The sequence below is a fragment of the Streptomyces sp. NPDC007875 genome, assembly GCF_042868035.1.
Classification (GTDB): Bacteria; Actinomycetota; Actinomycetes; order Streptomycetales; family Streptomycetaceae; genus Streptomyces; species Streptomyces antimycoticus.
In genome coordinates this window covers 751,674-767,766 of the sequence record NZ_JBIADZ010000001.1, presented here as the reverse complement: position 1 = coordinate 767,766, position 16,093 = coordinate 751,674, and the positions used below count along the sequence as shown (strand labels likewise).

General features: G+C 73.6%; 14 protein-coding genes and 2 pseudogenes. 8 read left to right on the top strand and 8 right to left on the bottom strand.

Annotated features, from left to right (window positions below; all coding sequences use genetic code 11):
* Positions 1 to 10: 10 nt before the first annotated feature.
* On the bottom strand, positions 11 to 679 hold the full coding sequence (locus ACFYOY_RS03330) for a ThuA domain-containing protein (protein ID WP_388584468.1): 669 nt from the start codon (positions 677 to 679) through the stop codon (positions 11 to 13).
* Positions 676 to 2,085 carry an APC family permease gene (locus ACFYOY_RS03325; RefSeq protein WP_388584465.1) on the bottom strand — a complete coding sequence of 470 codons (1,410 nt, stop codon included), beginning with the start codon at positions 2,083 to 2,085 and terminating at the stop codon, positions 676 to 678. Before ACFYOY_RS03325 ends, ACFYOY_RS03330 begins: the two co-directional genes overlap by 4 nt.
* Here ACFYOY_RS03325 and ACFYOY_RS03320 point away from each other — a divergent pair.
* The 3 genes and pseudogenes from ACFYOY_RS03320 to ACFYOY_RS03310 form a co-directional block, all read left to right on the top strand.
* Positions 2,039 to 2,665 (top strand): annotated as a pseudogene (locus ACFYOY_RS03320) (MFS transporter); the annotation flags it as partial. The gene ACFYOY_RS03325 and the pseudogene ACFYOY_RS03320 overlap by 47 nt on opposite strands.
* Positions 2,666 to 2,767: 102 nt before the next feature.
* Positions 2,768 to 3,754: an LLM class flavin-dependent oxidoreductase gene (locus ACFYOY_RS03315; protein ID WP_351900393.1), complete on the top strand. Its 987-nt coding sequence runs from the start codon at positions 2,768 to 2,770 to the stop codon at positions 3,752 to 3,754.
* A gap of 35 nt (positions 3,755 to 3,789) precedes the next feature.
* Positions 3,790 to 4,086, top strand: a complete 297-nt coding sequence (locus ACFYOY_RS03310; RefSeq protein WP_351900390.1) for a hypothetical protein — start codon at positions 3,790 to 3,792, stop codon at positions 4,084 to 4,086.
* On the opposite strand, the gene ACFYOY_RS03305 is transcribed toward ACFYOY_RS03310, so the two are convergent.
* A complete protein-coding gene (locus tag ACFYOY_RS03305; RefSeq protein ID WP_351900387.1) occupies positions 4,079 to 4,405 on the bottom strand; it encodes a CPCC family cysteine-rich protein in 327 nt (108 codons plus the stop codon). The two genes, ACFYOY_RS03310 and ACFYOY_RS03305, sit on opposite strands and share 8 nt — an antisense overlap.
* Before the next feature lie 126 nt (positions 4,406 to 4,531).
* On the opposite strand from ACFYOY_RS03305, the gene ACFYOY_RS03300 reads away from it, so the two are divergent.
* Positions 4,532 to 4,906 (top strand): hypothetical protein, encoded by a 375-nt coding sequence (locus tag ACFYOY_RS03300; RefSeq protein WP_351900385.1) that lies wholly within the window; start codon positions 4,532 to 4,534, stop codon positions 4,904 to 4,906.
* 139 nt (positions 4,907 to 5,045) lie between these two features.
* On the opposite strand, the gene ACFYOY_RS03295 is transcribed toward ACFYOY_RS03300, so the two are convergent.
* From ACFYOY_RS03295 to ACFYOY_RS03280, 4 genes are read right to left on the bottom strand one after another with little or no spacing between them, the layout of a single operon-like run.
* Positions 5,046 to 6,053 carry a DUF5914 domain-containing protein gene (locus tag ACFYOY_RS03295; protein WP_388584461.1) on the bottom strand — a complete coding sequence of 336 codons (1,008 nt, stop codon included), beginning with the start codon at positions 6,051 to 6,053 and terminating at the stop codon, positions 5,046 to 5,048.
* Positions 6,050 to 7,081 carry a phytoene/squalene synthase family protein gene (locus ACFYOY_RS03290; RefSeq protein WP_388584458.1) on the bottom strand — a complete coding sequence of 344 codons (1,032 nt, stop codon included), beginning with the start codon at positions 7,079 to 7,081 and terminating at the stop codon, positions 6,050 to 6,052. The genes ACFYOY_RS03295 and ACFYOY_RS03290 overlap by 4 nt, the downstream gene beginning before the upstream one ends.
* The gene (gene crtI / locus ACFYOY_RS03285) at positions 7,078 to 8,853 is read right to left on the bottom strand and encodes a phytoene desaturase family protein (protein WP_388584455.1); all 1,776 of its coding nucleotides are present in this window, start codon (positions 8,851 to 8,853) and stop codon (positions 7,078 to 7,080) included. Before crtI ends, ACFYOY_RS03290 begins: the two co-directional genes overlap by 4 nt.
* Complete coding sequence (locus ACFYOY_RS03280) at positions 8,850 to 10,190, bottom strand: polyprenyl synthetase family protein (RefSeq protein ID WP_388584453.1); 1,341 nt, start codon at positions 10,188 to 10,190, stop codon at positions 8,850 to 8,852. The genes crtI and ACFYOY_RS03280 overlap by 4 nt, the downstream gene beginning before the upstream one ends.
* A gap of 363 nt (positions 10,191 to 10,553) precedes the next feature.
* Between ACFYOY_RS03280 and ACFYOY_RS03275 the strand changes: the two genes are divergently transcribed.
* The 4 genes from ACFYOY_RS03275 (at position 10,554) to ACFYOY_RS03260 (ending at position 15,212) form a co-directional block, all read left to right on the top strand.
* Positions 10,554 to 11,837 (top strand): lycopene cyclase family protein, encoded by a 1,284-nt coding sequence (locus ACFYOY_RS03275; protein ID WP_351900366.1) that lies wholly within the window; start codon positions 10,554 to 10,556, stop codon positions 11,835 to 11,837.
* A complete protein-coding gene (locus ACFYOY_RS03270) occupies positions 11,834 to 12,562 on the top strand; it encodes a class I SAM-dependent methyltransferase (protein ID WP_351900362.1) in 729 nt (242 codons plus the stop codon). Before ACFYOY_RS03275 ends, ACFYOY_RS03270 begins: the two co-directional genes overlap by 4 nt.
* Positions 12,559 to 14,136 (top strand): NAD(P)/FAD-dependent oxidoreductase, encoded by a 1,578-nt coding sequence (locus tag ACFYOY_RS03265; RefSeq protein ID WP_351900359.1) that lies wholly within the window; start codon positions 12,559 to 12,561, stop codon positions 14,134 to 14,136. Before ACFYOY_RS03270 ends, ACFYOY_RS03265 begins: the two co-directional genes overlap by 4 nt.
* Positions 14,137 to 14,243: 107 nt before the next feature.
* A complete protein-coding gene (locus tag ACFYOY_RS03260; protein ID WP_351900355.1) occupies positions 14,244 to 15,212 on the top strand; it encodes an SDR family oxidoreductase in 969 nt (322 codons plus the stop codon).
* A gap of 216 nt (positions 15,213 to 15,428) precedes the next feature.
* Here ACFYOY_RS03260 and ACFYOY_RS03255 read toward each other — a convergent pair.
* Positions 15,429 to 15,941 (bottom strand): annotated as a pseudogene (locus ACFYOY_RS03255) (sigma-70 family RNA polymerase sigma factor); the annotation flags it as partial.
* Positions 15,942 to 16,093 lie beyond the last annotated feature (152 nt).

The following is a 16,093-nucleotide window of genomic DNA, read 5'->3' as shown; positions in this document are numbered from 1 at the left end:
GACGGTGGGATCAGGCGTTCTGACGGGCGGCCCAGGCGAAGCCCTGGGTGCACAGGCGGGTGACGTCCGGGTTCTGGAGGTCGTCGAGGTCGTGTCCGACCGCGCTGTAGAAGACGCGGCCCTCGCCCCAGGTGCGGGTCCATGCCTGAGGGATCGTCTTTCCCTCCAGCCACGCCAGGTGTTCGCCGGTGAAGGTGGACTCGGCCAGGACGTGGTTGTTGGGGTCGACGGACATGTAGTACTGCTCCGACGCGACCCGGAAGTCCTTCACCCCGGCGGTGATCGGGTGGCCGGTGTCCGTGACGGTGACCTCGTAGGGGTACTTCACGCCTTCGCCCGCGGGGTGTTCGAGGAAGCTGCCGCCGAGCAGCCAGTGGTACTTGAGGCTGGTGCGGAACGCGGCAGCCGCGCCGTGCCAGGCGGCGATCCCGGTGCCGCTCTCCACCGCCCCAAGCAGGTTCGACTCCTGGGCGGCGGTCAGCCCCTCGGACAGCAGGGCGTTGTTCCAGTTGAGCGCGATGAGGTCGTAGCCGGTGAGGTCGGCGTCGAGCGAGAAGATGTCGTTGGTCTCGTCGACGTCGAATCCGAGGCTCTTGAAGATCGGGAGGGCCCACCCCTCGGCCACCTGGTAGGGCTTGTGCCCCGGCCAGCCTCCGTACAGATACAGGACGCGTGTCATGCGGGGTTCCCTCCGGTCGTGCTCTCAAGGGCCGCGGCGCGGCTGCGCAGGCGCTCGGCCACCTCCATGGCGTCGCCTTCCGGCGCGGTCGACTTGCGGTCCGGCTTCATGGTCAGCAGATACACCAGACCCACGGCCGAGACGACGAGGAAACCGACGAGTGCGATCCACTGGTCCACGAACGAGGTTCCCGAGCCGCCGGTGGGCAGAGCGAGAAGAACCATCCCGAGCACGCCGTAGACCAGGGCCGCCACGTTGACCACGAATCCCCAGCGGCCGAGGCTCCAGGCTCCGGCGGGACGCCAGCCCTTCAGGCGCATCCGCAGCGCGGCCAGTACGACCATCATGAACGCCGCGTATCCGGCCAGCACCTGGAACGACACGATCTTGGTGAGGGAGTCGGGCGAGAAGTAGACGAACACGTAGATCAGCACCGGGACGACGTTCACGGCCAGCAACGCGTTCATGGGGACGCGGCGCTTGCGGGAGATCTGCGAGAAGACGCGGGATCCCGGGAACATGTCGTCGCGGGCGAAGGAGAAGACGATCCGGCTCGCGGCGGCCTGCTGGCTCATCACGCCAGCGATGAAGGACGTGATGGTGACCGCGAGCACCGCCTTCGTGCCCACGATGCCGAGCGAGCTCTGCAGGATCGAGGGGATCGGGTTGGTGTCCTTGCCCGAGAGGATCGAAGCGAGGTCCGGAGCCGCGAGGGCGTAACCGACGAACGCGAGGAGCGCGGCCACTCCACCGACGGCCACGGTCAGCTGCATGGCCCGCGGGATGCTGCGGGAGGGATTGGGGACCTCCTCCGCGATCTCGCCGCATGCCTCGAAGCCGTAGAAGAGGAAGAGCCCGACGAGCGAGGCGGCGATGAAGGCCACGAGGTAGTTGTCGTGGTTGGAACTGCTGGTCTGGAAGAAGACCGAGACGGAGTTGTGCCGTTCGAAGATCAGCAGGTAGAGGCCCACGAGAACGATGCCGATCAGCTCCGCGGCAAGTCCGATCTTCGAGATCAGAGCCAGTGTCCTGGTGCCGAAGCAGTTGCAGATCAGGCAGATGACGGTCATGCCGATCGCGATCCACAGGCGCTGGGTGGGGGTGGAGCTGATGCCGGGCGCGTCGGCGGTTCCGGCGAAGAGGCTGGCCAGGAAGTCCGAGCTGAAGAGTGCGGTGCTGGTGATGCCGATGGTGATGGTGCATATGTAGATCCAGGCGTTGAACCAGGCATATCGCCCGTTCCACAGTCGTCTGACCCACTGGTAGAGCCCGCCCGCGAGCGGGAACTGCGAGACGACCTCGCCGAAGACCAGCGCGACCAGGAACTGCCCGACCCCTACGATGCCGAGCGCGGGCTTTGCGGAGAAGGCCGGGACGTCACTGCCCGCCGAGGGCGCCGGCAGCACGGGCCGGGTCTGGCTGCTGGCCGTCCTGGCGCTGATGGTGATGCTGTGCGAGGGCGCCGCCAACGACTGGAGCGCCCTGCACCTGAAGGACGTCATGGGTGCGTCCGCCGGTGCGGCGGCCTTCGCGTACGGCACCTTCGCCGCGGCCATGACCGTCGGCCGACTGCTCGCCGACCGCGTCGCCGCCCGGTTCGGTTCCCTGGCGATCCTGCGTCATGGCGCGGCTGTGGCCGCCGTCGGCATCACCCTCGTGGCCCTGGGCCCGTGGATGTGGGCGGTGTTCACCGGCTGGACGCTGTTCGGGCTGGGGCTGTCCGGCTGCGTCCCGCAGCTGTTCAGCGCGGCCGGCCACGCCGACCCCTCCGCCGCCGGGGCCAACGTCTCCCGCGTCGCCGGACTCGGCTACGTCGGCATGCTCGCCGGCCCGGCCGTGATCGGCTGGCTGACCCACGTCGTCGCCCTCAACCACGCCTTCGTCCTGTTGACCCTGCTGTGCGCGACCACCGCCGTGAGCGCCGGCGTCCTGCACGCCGGACCCGACCGCGCCCGCCGCCCCGTGATGGCGGCCGGCGTCCACTGACCGCTTGTGCGGCACGGTCCCTGACAGCCGTGCCGCACAAGCTCTCCTCCCCCGGTCACCAGGGCCGGGAGCAATGCCCTCAGCCGACCGAAGGAGCCCCAGATGTCCGAGTCACCCGCACCCCCCGCCCGCGGCCCTGTCGGTGTGATGCTGCCGCTCGATCTCCCCGTCGGCGAGGTGCTGCCTTATGTCCGGCGCGCCGAGGAGCTGGGGTTCGACCAGGTCTGGGTGGTGGAGGACCTCGGCTGGCGCGGCGGTGTCGCCCAGGCCGCCACCGTCCTTGCCTCCACCAAGAACCTCACCGTCGGGATCGGGATCATGCCCGCCGGCGCCCGCAACGTGGCCTTCGCCGCGATGGAACTGGCCACCCTCGCCCAGCTCCACCCCGGCCGGCTCATCGCGGGGATCGGCCACGGCATGCCCGGCTGGATGCGCCAGGTCGGGTCCTGGCCCGAAAGTCCTCTGACGCTGATCAAGGAGTACGCGAGGGCGCTGCGCCTGCTCATCGCAGGTGAGCCCGGTCCCGAGAACGGCCGGTACGTCCGCTGCGAAGGCGTGGTCCTCACCGAGATCCCGGACATCGTCCCCCCGGTGATTCTTGGCGTCCGCGGCCCCAAGTCGCAGGCAGTCGCGGGCGAGGTCGCCGACGGGCTCCTGCTGGCCGAGCCCGCCGCACCCGCGTACATCACCGCCTCCCTGCGCAACCTGGGCGCCTCCGCGAACCCTCGGGAGACCGTCGTCTACGACGCTGCAGCCGTGGACGACGACGAGGAAGCCGCCCTGACCCGTGTCCGCGCCGTCCTGGAGTCGGTCGGTGAGCCGCAGTGGGCCGCGCACATCGACCCCCTGCCCTTCGCCGAGGAACTGCACGCACACCGCGCCGCCAGCCCCGACGCCCGGCACTTCGCCCGGACGATGCCCGCCGACTGGGTCCGTCAGCTGAGCATCGCCGGCACCCCCGCCCAAGCCCGCGCGGCGATCGACGCCCGCCACGCCGCCGGGGCGACCAGCGTCGTGCTCGCCCCGGCGGGCCCCGACGCCCTGGCCGCCCTCGACTCCCTCGCCCGCGCACTGCCCGACCGGCACTGAACTCGACGCCCCGAGACCCAACGGAACCGACCTTCATGACCACCGACCGCCGCCGCATCGTGCTCTTCGACCTCTTCGGGGTCATCGCCCGCCACCAACGCCCGGGCGCACTGGAGAAGATGGCCGCCCGCTGCCACACCTCCGCCGACGCCTTCACCACGGCCTACTGGACCCACCGCCTGCCCTACGACGCCGGCCGGCACACCGCATCCGCGTACTGCACCGACGTACTGCACGCGCTGTCCCGCCCTGCCGACGCCGACACGATCGAAGAGCTGCGGCTCACCGACATCGACAGCTGGTCCCGCGTCGACGACCGCATGGTCACCTAGTGCGGACCCTGCGGGACCGCGCCCGGGTCGCCCTGCTGTCCAACATCCCGGCGGACCACGCGGACGCCTTCCTCGCCGCCCAGCCCTGGCTGCACGACCTCGGCCTCCCGTGCTGGGATGGTGCTGGGAGGCGCCCGCATTTCCGCAGTTCAGGGCCTCCGCCATCCACGGTGGGCCACCGAAACTGGATGGCGTCGTCCTCCCAGAAGCAGACGGGGCAGATCTCGTACGTAAACAGCCATAACGCATGCCAACGGAGAAATGGCTGGTCAGAGCAGTGGATGGAGCTCCGCCGCAGGTCAGGATCGGCCGCAGGCATTCCGGTTCAACGTGTGAACTCCCCCGCGTCGCTGACCCGGGGGCGACCCCGGCAGGGGCCCCGGCACGTCAGCCGCCGCGTCCAGTGGGATACAGCCGGCCGGATCGATGAATAAAATCGGCTCTCATGTCGAACGCTGACGAACTACTCGTTGACGTGGCCGCCATGGTGGAGTCCGAGCAGAGCAATCAGATGTCGCTGACCGTGGTCACCGGCGGCGCTGTCATCACCGGACGGTTGGCTCCCGAAGCCGTGTGGAGGCGGCGTGTGTCGGAGATCCTGAGGGACTCGGACCGTCTCCGCCCCTTCGCCGGTGTCTTCACCGCCGACGGGACGCAGGAGGGGCCCGACCGCGGTGGGCTGCCCACCCATCTGCATTTTCACGTGGCCCGAATCCTGCAAGGAAGCATGGGGATCCCCGAGACGGGGGGAATGTACCGCGTCGCGATCAAGGACGTCAGCGGTTGGACCGTTGGCGACTTCAGCTACTCCGACTCATGAGTCACGGACCTCTGGTCGGCCCTGGAGGCGCTGTCCTGCCGACCGGACACTGAACGCGTTGAGGGCTCGACCGGCGCGCGCCGGTCGAGCCGGTGACCGTCGGGTGGGAGAACGGGCTCGGGAACGCCTCGCGCTCCGCTCAGCCCGGGAAGCGGCCCGTCGACCGCAGCTGCCAGCGCCGCTCGGCGTAGGCCAGGTCGTCCCGCCACAGCCGCCCGGCCACGGCGCGCACCAGGGGACGCAGCAGCGGCGCGGCCCGGCGGGCGGCGGCGAAGCCCGGACGGTCCGAGGCGGTCACCACCGCCTCGATGACGGCGGTGCGCGGGCGGCCGGACGCGTCCGCGCCGAGCGGGGTGGCGTGGGTCTCCACGACGGAGCCCGCGCCCTCGCCCTTGGCGATGTGCATGACGACAGTGCGGGGTTCGGGCGCCGTGAAGACGGCACGGACCGGTACGACCAGCCGGCCCGCCACCTTGAAGGACACGTCGACGGTAAGGGCGTCCGCGCCGTCGTCCGCCGCGCAGGCCGGGCCGCCGGGCGCGTCCACCACCGTCAAGTCGACGAACGAGTAAGGGTGGAACCACGCCCCGTGCCATGGATCGAGCCGGTTGGCCAGCACGTCCTCGGGCTCACAGACACCCACCCCGGTGTAGACGGCCGTCAGGGCGCGGGCGGGCTCGGGCCGCCGCGGTACGACCGGTGCGTCCAGCGGCTCCTCCCCGCCCACCGTGTCCAGCCGCACCCACACCAGCACCCCGTCGTCACGCACCGGCAAGGGCGACCAGCCCGCGTACGGGCTGCCGTCCAGGGCGAGCCCGTGCCAGTGGCACACCAGCGTGCCGCAGCGCACCGGGCTGTCCCGCAGCGGAGCCCCCAGGTGCGGGCAGATCCCCGGTCCGCCGACGAGGCGCCCGTCGGGCCCGCGCCAGACCACGACCTCCTGACCCGCCACGGTCCGCGCCAGCTTGCCGTCCCCCCGCAGGGCGCGGGAGGCGCCGACGACGTACCAGTTCCCGGACGGGCGGGCCTGCGCCCGCTTCAGCGCCCCGGCGATCACCGCGGGCCGCGCCTCGCGCCAGGTGGGCCGCTGACGCCCCCAGGGCACGGCGTGGCGGCGCAGCGACAGCGGCAGGCGAGGGCGGTTCACGCGGCCTCCTCGGCGGAGCGGACGGCCATCGCCGGGGAGGGCGCGGCCGCGGGCAGGGGCCGGGCGCAAGCGGGCGGCCGGTGTCCGGGACCGGTCCGCGCACGCAGCCGGGCCGCCGCCACCCGGGCCAGCCCGTCGACGGCGACCACCGCCCTGCGCCGCCGCCGCACCACCGACCGCCGGTGCAGCACGGCGTAGCCGTCGCGGGCGACGGTGTCCAGGATGCCGCTGTACAGGACGGTCGCAGTGCGGATGCAGGGCCGCGCCACCGGTTCGAGCATCTCGATGCCGGACACCGCCACCCGGTACACGCCGCGGGTCAGCGCCTCGAACTCTTTGAGCGCGGCGGTGATCCGGCGGTCCGGGTGGCCCGTCGCGCGGCTGCGGACCAGCAGCTCCCGGTCCACGCCGTGACCGGCGAGCAGGTCGGCGGGCAGGTAGACGCGCCCGCGGTCCAGGTCCTCGCCGACATCCCGCAGGAAGTTGCTCAGCTGGAAGGCGACGCCCAGCGCCGCGGCGTACGGCGCGGCCTCCTCCCGCGGCACCACCGTGCCCAGCACCGGCAGCATCTCGAGCCCGATCACCGCGGCCGAGCCGTGCATGTAGGCGCGCAGGTCGGCGTAGGTGGGGTAGTCCGTCACGATTAGGTCGGAGCGCATCGCGGTCATGAAGTCCCGGAAGTGGGCGTGGTCGATGGCGTAGCGGCGGGCGGTGTCGGCGAGTGCGCGCACCACGGGCTCGCCGCTGCCGCCCCGCCGCAGCCCCTCCTCCAGCTCGCCCTGGAGCCGGCTCAGCGCCCGCACCCGCACCTCCGCTCCGGTGCCGGGGTCGAGGGAGTCGACGATGTCGTCGGCCCAGCGGGCGAAGCCGTACAGGGCGTGCACGGCGGGCCGGCGTTCGACGGGCAGCAGCCGGGTGGCGAGGAAGTAGGTCTTGCCGTGCCGGGCGTTGAGGGCGCGGCAGTGGCGGTAGGCCGCACGCAGCGCCGGATCGGTGATCCCCGCCGCGTCGAGCTCTCGATCGGTCATCCGGTCCTGCCTTCGGTCGCGGGGGCCGTGGGGTCGGTGAGATCGGCCGGGGGGCTTTCCGGCGCCGGGCGCTGAAGTGCGGCGGCCGGGGGCTTCGGCGAGGAGGCCGGCGGCTCCTGCGCGCCGGTCAGGCCGGGGCGAGGTGCCTCGAGCGCTCGTGGGGTGGCCGCCGCCTCCCGCGCGGCGGCCCGGAACACGGACGGGACCGAGGAACGCGGGCGAGCCGGGGCGCCGGCCCTCGCCGGGTGGGCGGTGGTCGCAGAGGGGCGCGAGCGGGTGGTCCCGCGTCCGGGTACGCCGGTCACGCGGGCCGCGGCCAGCTTCCCCGACAGCAGCACGGTCGGCACGCCGACGCCGGGCGTGGTGCCGCAGCCGGCCAGAACCGCGTTCTCCGTGCCGCGCACCAGGTTGCGCGGCCGGAACGGGCCGGTCTGGGCGAAGGTGTGGGCGGCGGAGAAGGGTGTCCCGGCGGCGTGCCCCCGGGTGTGCCAGTCGGCCGGGGTGATCAGGCACTCCTCCTCTAGGGCGGCTTCGACGCCGTCCAGCCCGCGTCGTTCCAGCTCCCGCAGCAGCGTGTCCCGGTAGCGCGGGCCGAGGTCGGACCAGGCCGCCGCGTGCGGGCCGATGTCGGTGTTGGGGCAGGGGGCGAGGATGTAGTGCAGGTGGCGGCCCGGCGGCGCGAGGCCGGGGTCGGTGGCGGTGGGGCGGGTGATGAGCAGCGACGGGTCGCTCATCAGCCGTCCGGCACGGGTGAGTTCGTCGAACGTGGTGTGCCATGCCGCGCCGAACGAGAGCGTGTGGTGGGCGAGGTGGGGCCAGGTGCGGTCCGTGCCGGCGTGCAGCACGACCGCGGAGGGGGAGTGGCGCAGCCCGAGCGGTCTGCGTGGCCGGCGGCCGAGCAGCCGGTAGGCGACGGGCAGGTCCGGAGTGAGGACGACCGCGTCGCACGGGATGCGGCCGGTGTCGGTGACGACGGCCGTGATCCGCTCGCCCGACCGCTCCAGGCGGGTCACCTGCTGCCCGTACCGCAGCTCGGCGCCCGCGTCGGCGGCTGCCTCCGCCATCGCCCGCGGAAGGGCGTGCATGCCGCCCCGGGGGAAGTACACGCCGGCGACGGTGTCCATGTAGGCGATGACCGCGTAGGCGGCCAGCACTCGCGCCGGGGGCACACCCGCGTACAGGGCCTGGAAGGAGAACACCCGGCGCAGCCGCTCGTCCCTCAGGAAACGGCCGATCCGGGCGTCGAGACGGCCGAAGCCGCCCAGCGCGGCCAGCCGGGCGAGGTCGGTGTTGAACAGGCCGAGCGGCGAGTCGAAATTGACGTCGATGAACCGGCGCATCTGAGCCCGGTACAGCCGCTCCAGCCAGTCGCGCAGCCGCCGGTAGCCCGCCGCCTCGGCCGGCCCGGCGAACCGCTCCACCTCCGCGGCCATCGCGTCCGCTCCGGTGTGCACGTCAAGACTGCTGCCGTCCGCGAAGCAGGCCCGGTAGGCCGGGTGCAGCGGGACCAGGTGGACCCGCTCGTACAGGCTGTCGCCGACGGCGGCGAACGCCTCGTCGGCCAGCTCCGGCATGGTCAGCACGGTGGGCCCGGTGTCGATCCGGTAACCGGCCAGGTCGAGGCGTCCGGCCCGGCCGCCGGGCAGGTCCTCGCGTTCGACGACGGTGACCCGGCGTCCGGCGCCCAGCAGGTGCAGCGCCGCCGACAGCCCGGCGAGTCCGGCGCCTACGACCACCACGTGGTCCGTGGGGCCGGGCAGGGCGCGGGTCATCGGCCGGTCCCCTCGGTGCCGCAGGGCCGAGTCCCGCACGGATCGTGCGCGGGCCGCAGGCGTACGGCGGCATCCCCACCCGGTCGAGCCCCGGCCGCCGCGAGCAGCAGACTGCGCAGCGGGCCGGTGCCCTCCGGGTCGAGCGGGGCGCTGTCGAAGTGTCCCAGCCCGTGCGCGGCAAGCCGGTCGATCCTGGTCTCCACGGTGGCGCGCGCCCCTGTCGCGATCAGTACGTCCCGCACCTCGTCCAGGCCGCGTTCGGTGAGCGTCGCGTCACCGAGCCACCGCTCCAGCACGGCGAGCGCGGCGCCGTCGCCGGCGGCCTCGGCCCGCGCACGTGCGACCGCGACCAGATAGGTCGGTTTGCCCTCCCGGACGTCGCCGCCGCACGCCTTGCCGGTCTCCCGCGGGCCGCCGAAGACGTCGTCCAGGTCGTCGCGGAGCTGGAACGCCAAGCCGACACAGCGGCCGGCGTCGCACAGCCGGCGCAGCGTCGCCTCGTCCGCGCCCGCCACGGCGGCCCCCAGGGTGAGGGGCCGCTCCACCGAGTACCGGGCGCTCTTCAGGCAGGCGGCGCGCAGCGCGCGGGACAGGGACCGCGTGGCGCTGATCTGGCCCCGTACGTCCAGGTATTGGCCCGCCACCATCTCCGTGCGCATGTCGCTCCACAGCCGCCGCACCACCACCCCGGTGCTGGGCGCCAGCGGCGTTTCCGCCATCAGGTCGTCGGCCCAGGCCAGCGCCAGATCCCCGGCGAGGACCGCCGCCGACTGCCCGAACCGCTCGGCCCGCTCGGGCCCCACCCGGTCGGCGTACCAATCGGCCACGTCCGTGTGCAGCGCGGGCCGGCCGCGCCGCAGCACCGCCCGGTCCATGACGTCGTCGTGGACGAGCGCGCAGGTCTGGAGCAGTTCCAGGGCGCCCCCGATCCGCAGGGCCGCTGCCGCGGACACCGGATCCCGGCCGGCGCAGGCCCGCGAGGCCCACCACACCAGCTGCGCGCGCGTGCGCTTGCCGCCCTCCAGGGTGAAGCGTGTCACCCGTTCGGCCAGCTCCTCGGCGAACAGCGGATCCGCCAGCCGAGCGCGGGGCAGGCGCTCCGCCAGCACATGGCCGAGCATCCGGCCGACGGCGCCGGGCACGTCGGCGTCGATCTGGCGCACCTCAGCGGATCCGGTGGGAAGCGGCCCGCTCGCCGCGGGCCACGCCTCCGTCGTGCCATGTCCTGCGCCGCCGTCGGCCACCGGGCTGCGCGGAGGTGACGCCACGGGCGCCTCCACCACCGCGACCAGGCACGGCGGCGCGGTCGCAGGGTCCTTCGCGTGGGTGGGACGCATTCCGGTTCCCTCCGTCGTGTCCGTCGTTCTCGTCACACGTCTGCTTCGCGGGCGGCGCGGACGGATGTGCGAACGCCGCACGCGATCGCGGCGACCACCGCCCCTTCACGGTGCCGTGTCCGGCGCTCGGGCGCTCGCCGTCAGGGGGCGCCCTGCATCCGCCGGGGTACACAATGTGGAAAACCGTGACGAGATATCCGGAAACGGGTGTCGTGTGCCCCATCCGCCGGGCGGCGGGGGAATCACCCCGGAGCCCCTCACCGCCGTAGGACCCCGCCGCCGCGCGTCGGAAGCAGACCGCGTCGGAAGCAGACCGGGTGGGAAGCAGACCGGGTCGGAAGCAGACCCAGGAAGGGAGGCGCCGTGCCGGAGACGGACGTGGCCCTTGTGGGGGCGGGCGCCGCCGGGCTGTCGCTGGCCCACCGGCTCGCCGGACGCGTTCCCGGCCTGCGGACACCGTCCGTGGTCCTGGTGGACGCGCCGCCTGGTCCGCTGCGGCCGCCGCCGCGGACCTGGTGCTACTGGGCGGCGGGACCCGGGCGGTTCGACGCGGCGGTGCGGGCCGAGTGGCGGCGGCTGAGGGTGCGCCCGCGCACCGGCGCCCCGGTCGAGGGGGACATCGCCCCGCTGCGGTACCGAATGATCCACTCCGCCGACTTCGAGCGCCTGGTCTCCCGGGACCTGGCCCACAGCCCCAACGTCCGGCGCCTGGAAGCGATCGTCGAAACGGTGGAGGACGAGCCCGGTGGGGCTCACGTCCACCTGAGGGACACCGACGGCCGGGTGCGGGTGCTCAGCGCCCGCTGGGTGCTGGACTCCCGTCCCCCGAGCAGCCTGCCGGCCGCTCGCACCACTCTGCTGCAGCACTTCCACGGCTGGTTCGTGCGCACCGCCCGGCCCGCCTTCGACCCGGCCGCAGTGGAGCTGATGGACTTCCGTACCCCGCAGCCCGCCCACGGCCTGTCCTTCGGCTACGTCCTGCCACTCGGGCCGTGCGAGGCGCTCGTGGAGTACACCGAGTTCTCTCCGCGCGCCCTCACGCCGGACCGTTACGAGGCCGCCGTACGGCACTACGCCGATGAAGTGCTGCGGCTCGGCGAACGGCAGGTGCTGGCCACCGAGACCGGCGTCATCCCGATGACGGACGCGCCGATCCCCCGGCAGGCCGGCGCCTCGGTCTTCCACATCGGCGCCGCCGGCGGAGCAACCCGCCCCGCCACCGGCTACACCTTCGCCGGACTGCAGCGCCAGACGCGGGCCGTCGCCGACGCCCTGCGCCGTGGGCGCCGCCCGGTGCCGCCCGCCGCCCACTCGGCGCGCTCCCGTGCCATGGACGCCGTCCTGCTGCGTGCCCTGGACAGCGGCCGGGCCGACGGCCCGGAGCTGTTCAGCCGCCTGTTCGCCCGCGTGCCCATGGCACGGCTGCTGCGCTTCCTCGACGGAGCCACCCGTCTGCACGAGGACGTGTCCATCGGCCTGCGGACGCCCATCGGGCCGATGCTGCGCTCCGCCCTGGAGCTGCCCCGCCTGCCCCGCCGCCCCTTCGACCTGCCCGCGTCGCCGCGTCCGCCGGTGCGCCCCGCCACTGCGCCGTGTCCCACGCCGGACCCGCCCGCCCCGCCCCTCCCCCCGACGGAGACCGCATGACGCTGCTGCGCGACGAGCGCCTCGCCGCCGCCTTCGACCATGCCTCCCGCAGCTACGACACGCTCGTGGCCGCCAACCCCGGCTACCACGCCCACCTGCGCCGCTCGGTGCGCCGGCTCGGCCTGCCCGGACATGGGCAGGGGCTGCGCCTGCTCGACCTCGGCTGCGGCACCGGCGCCTCCACCGCCGCACTGCGGTCCGTCCTGCCCGCCGCCGACATCACGGCCGTGGACGCCTCGGCCGGCATGCTCCGGCGGGCCGCGGCCAAGCCGTGGGCGGGCGGGGTGACCTTCGTGCACGCCCCCGCCGAGCGGCTGGCCGAAGCAGGGGTGCGCGGCCCCTTCGACGCGGTTCTGGCGGCCTACCTGTTCCGCAACGTCACCGACCCCGACGCCGTCCTCGCCGGCGTGCGCGGGCTGCTGCGGCCTGGCGGCCGGCTCGGCGTGCACGAGTACACCCTCCGCGGGCGGCGCGCCGACCGCGCGGTGTGGACGCTGGTGTGCCGGGGCGTCGTCCAGCCCGTCGCGACCTTGTTGGGGGACGGGACGCTCTACCGGCACCTGTGGTGCAGCGTGCTGGAGTTCGACACCGCCGGGCGGTTCGCGCGGCGCCTCGGCACGGCCGGCTTCGACCAGGTCCGCGCGCTGCCGCTGCCGGGCTGGCAGACGGGCATCGCCCACACCTTCGTCGCCCACCGGACGCAGGACCGGAGGCAGGACGCATGAGGACCCCGCGCCAGGGCGCCGCGCGCCGGGGACGCGACCGCCGGGCCCGGACGCTGCCGGCCCGGCCCGGAGCGCCCCGGGTGCGGGGGACCCCGCCGTCGGTGGCGGTGGTCGGCGCGGGCATCGCCGGCCTGGCCGCCGCCACCGTGCTCGCCGAGCGCGCGGTGGCCGTCACCCTGTACGAGAAGCGGCCCTGTCTCGGCGGGCGGGTCGGCGGATGGCCGACCGAACTGCGCGACGGCACCACGGTGACCATGAGCCGCGGCTTCCACGCGTTCTTCCGGCAGTACTACAATCTGCGCGGACTGCTGCGCCGGACCGACCCCGGCCTGGAGCGGCTCACCGGCCTCCCGGACTACCCGCTGCTCAACGCCGGCGGCCTGCACGACAGCTTCCGGCACGTCCCGCGCACCCCGCCGTTCAGCGCGCTCGGCTTCGTGGCGCGCAGTCCCTCCTTCCGGCTCGCGGACCTGCGCGCCATGGACCCCGTCGCGGCCCTGCCACTGCTCGACGTGCGCGTGCCGGAGGTGTACGAACGCCTGGACGGCACCAGCGCCCACGACTTCCTGGCCGCCGTGCGCTTCCCCGAAAGCGCCCGCCATCTGGCCTTCGAGGTGTTCTCCCGCAGCTTTTTCGCCGACCCGCGGGAGCTGTCGGCGGCCGAGATGGCGCTGATGTTCCACATCTACTTCCTCGGCTCCGCCGAAGGGCTGCTGTTCGACGTGGTCCGCGACCCCTTCCCGGCCGCTCTGTGGGACCCGCTCGCCGGCTATCTGGCCCGGCACCATGCCGAGGTGCGCACGGGCACGGCCGTCGAGCACATCGCGCCCGTCCCGGACGGCGGGTTCGTGGTCGCCTCCGACCGGGACGAGCGCCGCCACGACGGGGTCGTCCTCGCCTTGGACACCGCGGGGCTGCGCTCGCTGGTCGCACGCTGCGGACAGCTGGGCGACGCGCCCTGGCGCGAGCGGATCGGACGGCTGCGCACCGCACCGCCCTTCCTGGTCAGCCGCCTGTGGCTGGACCGGCCTGTCGCACCCGACCGGCCCGGCTTCCTCGGCACCAGCGGCTTCGGCACCCTCGACAACATCAGCGTGCTGGAACGCTACGAGGACGAGGCGGCCCGCTGGACCGCGCGCACCGGTGGCTCCGTCGTCGAACTGCACGCCTACGCCGTACCGCCCGACGCCCCCCGGGATGTCGAACACAAGCGTCTCCTCGACCAACTGCACCGCGTCTACCCGGAGACCAGCAAGGCCACGGTCGTCGACGCCCGCCACGAGTGGCACGACGACTGCCCCCTGTTCCCGGTGGGCGGCTACGGCAACCGCCCCACCGTCCGCACCCCGCACCCTCGACTGGTCGTGGCCGGCGACTTGGTCCGCACCGGCTTGCCCGTGGCGCTCATGGAACGGGCGGCGACGAGCGGGTTCCTCGCGGCCAACGCCCTGCTGGAGCGGTGGGGGGTGCGGGGGCAGACGCTGTGGACCGTGCCGCACCGCGGGCGGGGGGCACTCCTCAGAGCCCTGGCCACGTGGGGACGGACACCCGCCGTCCGCGGACGGTCGGACTGATCGGCCTCGCGGGACCGGACTGGTGCCGCCGGACCCAACCCGCTCCCGCGCAGACGAGGACGCCGGAAGAACCGTGGGGACAGACCCGTCGGCAGGAGAGGAGGGCCATGAAGACAAGCGGACGAGGACTCGGCCGCCACGGCATCGCCCGCCGCCAGAGCCCGCACAGCGGCGGCTCACCGCTGCGCGGACGCGTGGCCGTCGTCACCGGAGCCGCCCGCGGCGTCGGCGCGGCCCTCGCCGCCGCGCTGTCCGAGGCCGGAGTACGGGTGGCGCTGCTCGGCCGGGAGGCGGAAGGGCTGCGGGAGGCGGCGGCCGGGCTGCCCGCGCCCACCCTGTGCGTCGAGGCGGACGTCACCGACCCGGCCGCCCTGGACGACGCGGCACGCGAGGTCGAGGCACGGCTCGGCCCCGCCGACGTCGTCGTGGCCAACGCGGGCATCGCCGTCAGCGGGCCCTTCCGCGACACCGGGGCCGACCTGTGGCGGAGGGTCGTCGACGTCAACCTGACCGGCGCCGCCAACACCGTCAGGGCCTTCCTGCCCCACCTCACCCGCACTCGCGGCTACTTCCTCCAGGTCGCCTCCACCGCCTCGTTCGGCTCCGCGCCCATGATGAGCGCGTACTGCGCCTCCAAGTCGGGCGCGGAGTCCTTCGCCCAGGCCCTGCGCTGCGAGTTCGAACCCGAGGGCATCGCCGTCGGCGTCGCCTACCTGCACTGGACCGGCACCGACATGATCGGCGGCATCGACGACAACCCGGTACTGCGGGCCCTGCGCGCACACCAGCCCCGGTTCGCCCGCCGCGTCCAGACCCCGGCGCGGGTGGCCGGCCTGCTCACCGCCGGTATCGTCCGCCGCGCTCCCCGCGTCTACGCGCCGCCCTGGCTGCGCTGGTGCCAGCCGCTGCGCCCGGTCTTCCCCGCCCTCGTCGCCCACATCTCCCGGCGCGAGCTGCGGCGCCGGAGCGGGGCCACGTTCACCGCCGGCACCGGAGTAATGGGCGCGGGCGGCCGCGCCGACTGGAACGCGCACCGGTCCGCGGCGAGTCCGCGGCCGGGCGGGCAGGCGGACTGACCGACCGCCGGTTGCGGTGACATCGACAACGTACGGAAGATCGTCCAATCCGGGGGCCGCTGAGCACCTGGCCGACGCTCCGCCCCCGAAGACGCACGCCCACGTCAGGCCGGGCACTCCGGCACATCGTCGTCGATCACAGGCGGTGCTCCTGCACTGCAGGAGCACGAATACGGCCCGGGCTCACACACGTCCCGGGCAGGTGCGGCGCGGAGTTCAGGCGAGCATGCCGGTGCGGAGCTGGACGAGGGTGCGGGAGAGGAGCCGGGAGACATGCATCTGAGAGATGCCCAGGTCGGCGCCGATCTCGGACTGGGTCATCTCCTGGCCGAAGCGCATCTCGATGATGCGGCGCTCTCGCTCATCCAGTTGCTGAAGCAGCGGGGCCAGGGTGTGCAGGTCTTCCACGGTCTCCATGGCGGCGTCTGCTTCACCGAGCGTGTCGGCATAGGAGCGCATGGGGGTGGCCCGGCCGTTGCCGCCACCGTCGCTTGGCATGTCGAGGGAGCCGGCCGTGTAGCCGTTGGAGGCGACGATGCCGTCGATGACCTCGTTTTCGCGCAGCTTCAGATGCTCAGCGAGTTCCCTGACGGTCGGTTCGTGGTCCTGGTGGGCGGCGATCTGCTCCTTGGCCTGGGCGATGTCCACGCGCAGTTCCTGCAGTCGGCGTGGGACGTGGACGGCCCAGGAGGTGTCGCGGAAGAAGCGTTTGATCTCACCGACGATGTAGGTCGGCCCGCGCCGTGTCCTCGGCCCGCGTGTAGGCGGTGGCAGGCACAGAAGTCGGCGCCATGGCCCCATCCTCTCCTCGGTGGTGCACTCGTCCCCGAACAGCTCCTGCCCCGACGCGGGGCAACGATGTCCTGGGCCGTCGGACTGGT

Excerpts from the sequence above, each read along its gene's own strand:
- ACFYOY_RS03310 (WP_351900390.1), top strand. The coding sequence starts at position 3,790 with ATGACCACCGACCGCCGCCGCATCGTGCTCTTCGACCTCTTCGGGGTC.
- ACFYOY_RS03305 (WP_351900387.1), bottom strand. The coding sequence starts at position 4,405 with ATGCCTGCGGCCGATCCTGACCTGCGGCGGAGCTCCATCCACTGCTCT.
- ACFYOY_RS03280 (WP_388584453.1), bottom strand. The coding sequence starts at position 10,190 with ATGCGTCCCACCCACGCGAAGGACCCTGCGACCGCGCCGCCGTGCCTG.
- ACFYOY_RS03260 (WP_351900355.1), top strand. The coding sequence starts at position 14,244 with ATGAAGACAAGCGGACGAGGACTCGGCCGCCACGGCATCGCCCGCCGC.
- ACFYOY_RS03290 (WP_388584458.1), bottom strand. The coding sequence starts at position 7,081 with ATGACCGATCGAGAGCTCGACGCGGCGGGGATCACCGATCCGGCGCTG.
- ACFYOY_RS03270 (WP_351900362.1), top strand. The coding sequence starts at position 11,834 with ATGACGCTGCTGCGCGACGAGCGCCTCGCCGCCGCCTTCGACCATGCC.
- crtI (WP_388584455.1), bottom strand. The coding sequence starts at position 8,853 with ATGACCCGCGCCCTGCCCGGCCCCACGGACCACGTGGTGGTCGTAGGC.
- ACFYOY_RS03315 (WP_351900393.1), top strand. The coding sequence starts at position 2,768 with ATGTCCGAGTCACCCGCACCCCCCGCCCGCGGCCCTGTCGGTGTGATG.
- ACFYOY_RS03265 (WP_351900359.1), top strand. The coding sequence starts at position 12,559 with ATGAGGACCCCGCGCCAGGGCGCCGCGCGCCGGGGACGCGACCGCCGG.
- ACFYOY_RS03300 (WP_351900385.1), top strand. The coding sequence starts at position 4,532 with ATGTCGAACGCTGACGAACTACTCGTTGACGTGGCCGCCATGGTGGAG.
- ACFYOY_RS03330 (WP_388584468.1), bottom strand. The coding sequence starts at position 679 with ATGACACGCGTCCTGTATCTGTACGGAGGCTGGCCGGGGCACAAGCCC.